The sequence below is a fragment of the Gardnerella sp. 30-4 genome (genome assembly GCF_001641215.1).
Taxonomy (GTDB): domain Bacteria; phylum Actinomycetota; class Actinomycetes; order Actinomycetales; family Bifidobacteriaceae; genus Bifidobacterium; species Bifidobacterium leopoldii.
Window position 1 is genome coordinate 1 of record NZ_LXJL01000076.1, and the last position, 4395, is coordinate 4395.

Sequence of the window (4395 nt, forward strand, 5' to 3'; positions counted from 1 at the left end):
GGTTAACTAATTAAATTAATTAGTTAACCAATCGAACAGTCAGTTAATCAAATAAACAATCAATTATGCGACTAGAAGTCCCAATCGTCGTCGTCGGTTTCAACAGACTTTCCCATGATGTAGCTGGAGCCAGAGCCGGAGAAGAAGTCGTGATTTTCGTCGGCAGCAGGAGATAGAGCTGCGAGAATTTCTGGGCTTACGTGAGTTTCTTCTTCGCTGTACTTAGCAGGATAGCCAAGATTCATCAAAGCCTTGTTAGCGTTATAACGAACGAAGTCAAAAACGTCATCGTGGAAGTCAAATCCTTCGTAAATCTGACCAGAATACTCAACTTCCAAATCGTACAAAGTATCGAGCAAGTTCATAGTGAACTTTTCAAGATTCTTCTTATCGTTCTCGCTTCTAAGCTCCAAACCGCGCTGGAACTTGTAACCAGAATAATAGCCGTGAATCGCCTTATCGCGCAAAATCAAACGAATCATATCGGCAGTGTTCATCATCTTTCCGCGAGAAGCAAAATAAAGCGGAAGGTAGAATCCCGCGTAAAGAAGAAGTGAAGAAAGCATAGTTGCAGCAATCTTGCGTTTAAGCGGATCTTCGCTCTCGTACTCGCAAAGCACAGTGGTGACGCGCTGCTGCAAAACATCGTTGCCAACAGCCCAACGGTAAGCTTCGTCAATTTCCTCGCTAGAGCAAAGAGTAGAGAAAATAGAGGAGTAGGAGCGCGCGTGAATCGACTGCATAAAAGCAATATTCGTGTAAATAGCCTGCTCGTGCTCAGTGCGAGCGTGCTCAATCTGGCAAAGCTCGCCAATAGTTGCCTGGCTAGTATCAAGCAAAGTCAAGCCCGTAAAAACGCGAGTAGTGGTCTTGCGTTCAAGATCGGTGAGGGAACGCCAAGAAGGAATATCGTTGCTCAGCGGCACTTTTTCAGGAAGCCAGAAGTTAGCAATAAGACGATTCCAAACGTCCAAATCCTTGTCGTCAACAATATTATTCCAATTAACTGGGCGTACACGCGATCCGTGATGGTAGCGGTACTGAGATGGTGTGATAGAAGCTGCCATCATAGCGTCATCTGCGATTACGCGATTTGTGCCGAAAGGCTTATCGAGGCTACTGCGCAATGCTGTTGGATCGAGCGCAGTTGTATCGAGTTCTGTCATAATTACTCCTGATCTTGTGTTTACGTTTTACAAAATTTTTAAGTTTTTTTATTTAATTTGGAAATATCTACGTAGCTAAAATTTTTATCACTACTACTTATAGTGTGCAGCTTACGCAACCTTCAATTTCCGTACCTTCCAAAGCTTTCTGGCGAATACGAATGTAGTAAAGAGTCTTAATGCCCTTGCGCCATGCGTAAATCTGAGCCTTATTCAAATCGCGAGTAGTCGTAGTGTCTGGGAAGAACAAAGTAAGCGACAATCCCTGATCCACATGCTGAGTTGCTTCAGCGTAAGTATCAATAATTGCCTTCCAGCCAATCTCGTAAGCATCCTTAAAGTACTGCATATTGTCGTTCGTCATGTATGCTGCAGGGTAGTAGACGCGACCAACTTTGCCCTCTTTACGAATCTCAATGCGAGAAGCAATTGGGTGGATTGAACTCGTGGAATGGTTGATGTAAGAGATTGAGCCAGTTGGAGGAACAGCCTGCAAATACTCGTTGTAAATGCCGTCGCGCAAAATCTCGTCGCGCAGTTGCTCCCAGTCTGAAACACTTGGAATCGCAACATTGAAACGAGCAAACAAATCGCGAACCGCTTGAGTGCGAGGCTCAAGAGAACGACTTCCATCAGTGTATTTATCGAAATAGTTGCCTTTTCCTGCAGGCTTAGCGTAGGCACTCGTTTTAAAGCTTGCAAAAGCGTGTCCGCGCTCTACAGCCAAAGCGTGAGAAGCCTTATAAGCGTGATAAGCAACAGTCATAAAGTACATGTCTGTAAAGTCAAGAGCTTCCTCGCTTCCGTACTGCATGTGCTCGCGAGCAAGGAAACCGTGCAAATTCATTTGACCCAAGCCAATAGCGTGACCTTCTGCGTTTCCGCGACGAATCGAAGGTACAGAATCAATCGAAGTGTGCTCCGAAACAGAAGTGAGCGCACGTACCGCCAAATCAACGCTTGCACCCAAGTCACCATCCATTGCCTTAGCAATATTAAGAGAGCCGAGATTGCAAGAAATGTCGCGGCCAACGTGACTATAAGATAAGTCAGCGTTATAAGTGCTTGCTTCCTGAGTTTGCAAAATCTCGGAGCACAAGTTGCTCATAGTAATGCGACCCTTAATAGGATTTGTGCGATTCACAGTATCCTCAAACAAAATGTAAGGGTAGCCAGACTCAAACTGAATTTCCGCAAGTGTCATAAAGAATTCGCGAGCGTCGATGTACTTCTTGTGAATGCGAGGATTTGCAACCATCTCGTCGTAATGTTCAGTAACAGAAATGTCTGCAAAAGGCTTGCCATATTCGCGCTCAACATCGTAAGGGCTAAACAAAGCCATCTTTTCTTTGCGCTTAGCAAGCTCAAAAGTAATATCTGGAATAACAACGCCTAAAGAAAGCGACTTAATACGAATCTTCTCGTCCGCGTTCTCGCGCTTAGTGTCGAGGAAACGCATAATATCTGGGTGGTGAGCGCTAATATACACAGCACCAGCGCCCTGACGAGCGCCAAGCTGATTAGCGTAAGAGAATGAATCTTCCAAAAGCTTCATAACAGGTACAACGCCACTCGACTGATTTTCGATGCGCTTAATAGGAGCGCCAAGCTCGCGCAAATTCGTAAGCAAAAGAGCCACGCCGCCGCCTCGTTTAGAAAGTTGCAAAGCAGAATTAATTCCGCGCGCAATAGACTCCATATTATCTTCCAAACGCACGAGGAAGCAGCTCACAGCCTCTCCGCGCTGAGCTTTACCAAGATTCAAGAACGTTGGAGTGGCTGGCTGGAAGCGACCTGCAAGCATTTCGTCCAAATAGTTGAGCGCTGCTTTTTCGTCGCCGTCTGCGAGTTCCAAAGCGACTGCAGCTGCGCGTTGAGCGAAGTTTTCCAAATACTGTTTGCCGTCGAAAGTCTTTAAAGCGTAAGAAGTGTAGAACTTAAAAGCACCTAAGAATGTGCCAAAAGTGTGGTGAGCGGCTTCTGCATGCTCGTAGAATTTATCGAGAAACTCATCGCTGTATTTGTTGAACACGTTGCCGTTGTAGTAATAGTTGTCAATCAAATAGTTCAAGCGTTCGCGAGTTGAAGCAAACTTCATGCTGTGTTCTTGCACGTAATCCGAAACGTAAAGCTTTTCTGCTTCCTGATCTTTATCAAACTGAATGCCTTTTTCTGGGTCAAAAAGACCGAGCATAGCGTTAAGAACGTGGTAGTCGCGGCTGTTGCGAATGCGCTCTGCTGTTGTGCTGGCAGTTGTGCTTGCAGAATCAGTGTGATCAAGATTAAGCGAAGTAGATTCGCTCATCGGATCTGTGCTATTCATGGGGTTTGTTCCTTTCTTCATGCGTTATTTTTGTTTTTCAAACGCTGTTTGTTTTGTTTCTTTTACTTATTTCGTTTATTTCGTTTGTTCTGTTTCTTTGAGTTGTTTTAAAAATCTCGGTATCCCATGCGCTACTTTTTCTATATCTTCTGCAGTTCCCGTGAGTTCAAACGAGTACATATTTGGGATTTTGCACTTTCCTGCAATTTGACCGCCTGCAGCGCAATATGCTTCTCCAAAATTTGTATTTCCGGAAGAAATTACCCCGCGAATAAACGAACGATTTTCGCGATTATTTAAGAATTTGCGAACTTGTATTGGTATTGCTTTCGCAATATTTCCACCGCCGTAAGTTGGAACAATCAAAACGTACGGTTCGCGCACGTTTAATTCCGGCTCTTTAGGGCGAAGTGGTATGCGGTACACGTTTACGTTATTGCTTGGAAAATCGCAATTTTGCACAAATCTTAACGTGTTTTCGGAAACTGAGGAAAAGTAGACTACAGCTCCGATTGATTCGCCTTGTGCGCGCGATTCAGGCTCGCTTTGTTGTGTTATATTTTCTTGCTCACACATTTCTTATGCTTCTTTTGCTGCCTCTGCGGAAGTTCCGAGTTTATCCGCAATTTGCGCAATTAGATCTGGACGGTACCCACTCCAGGATGCGTCGGGAGCAATGACTACTGGAGCTTGACGGTATCCGGCATTTCTTAACTGTTCGAGTGATTCAGGGCTTTTTGACAAGTCTACTGTTTCAAAGTTCACGCCAAGTTTTGTGAACTGTCGCTTAGTTGCATCACACTGTGGGCAATGAGGTTTAGTAAACACTGTGATAGTCATTTCAATCTCCTCTGGTGATGGGGGAATTTTGCAATTCCGTGTTGTATCGACAAAAGCCAAGTAGCT

At 44.7% G+C, this 4395-nt stretch carries 4 protein-coding genes; all 4 read right to left on the reverse strand.

Going from position 1 to position 4395, the window contains the following annotated elements; genetic code table 11:
- Nucleotides 1-71: 71 nt before the first annotated feature.
- The 4 genes from nrdF to nrdH all read right to left on the reverse strand — a co-directional run bounded on the left by nrdF (nucleotide 72) and on the right by nrdH (nucleotide 4329).
- Entirely contained in the window at nucleotides 72-1166 is a 1095-nt protein-coding gene (nrdF, locus tag A5294_RS04925; protein ID WP_004105670.1) for a class 1b ribonucleoside-diphosphate reductase subunit beta, read from the reverse strand.
- Between the two features lie 97 nt (nucleotides 1167-1263).
- Nucleotides 1264-3471: a class 1b ribonucleoside-diphosphate reductase subunit alpha gene (gene nrdE, locus A5294_RS04930; protein WP_004105668.1), complete on the reverse strand. Its 2208-nt coding sequence runs from the start codon at nucleotides 3469-3471 to the stop codon at nucleotides 1264-1266.
- A gap of 93 nt (nucleotides 3472-3564) precedes the next feature.
- Nucleotides 3565-4065 (reverse strand): class Ib ribonucleoside-diphosphate reductase assembly flavoprotein NrdI, encoded by a 501-nt coding sequence (gene nrdI / locus A5294_RS04935; protein WP_004105666.1) that lies wholly within the window; start codon nucleotides 4063-4065, stop codon nucleotides 3565-3567.
- Between the two features lie 3 nt (nucleotides 4066-4068).
- Nucleotides 4069-4329: a glutaredoxin-like protein NrdH gene (gene nrdH / locus A5294_RS04940; RefSeq protein ID WP_004574150.1), complete on the reverse strand. Its 261-nt coding sequence runs from the start codon at nucleotides 4327-4329 to the stop codon at nucleotides 4069-4071.
- Between the last annotated feature and the right edge of the window lie 66 nt (nucleotides 4330-4395).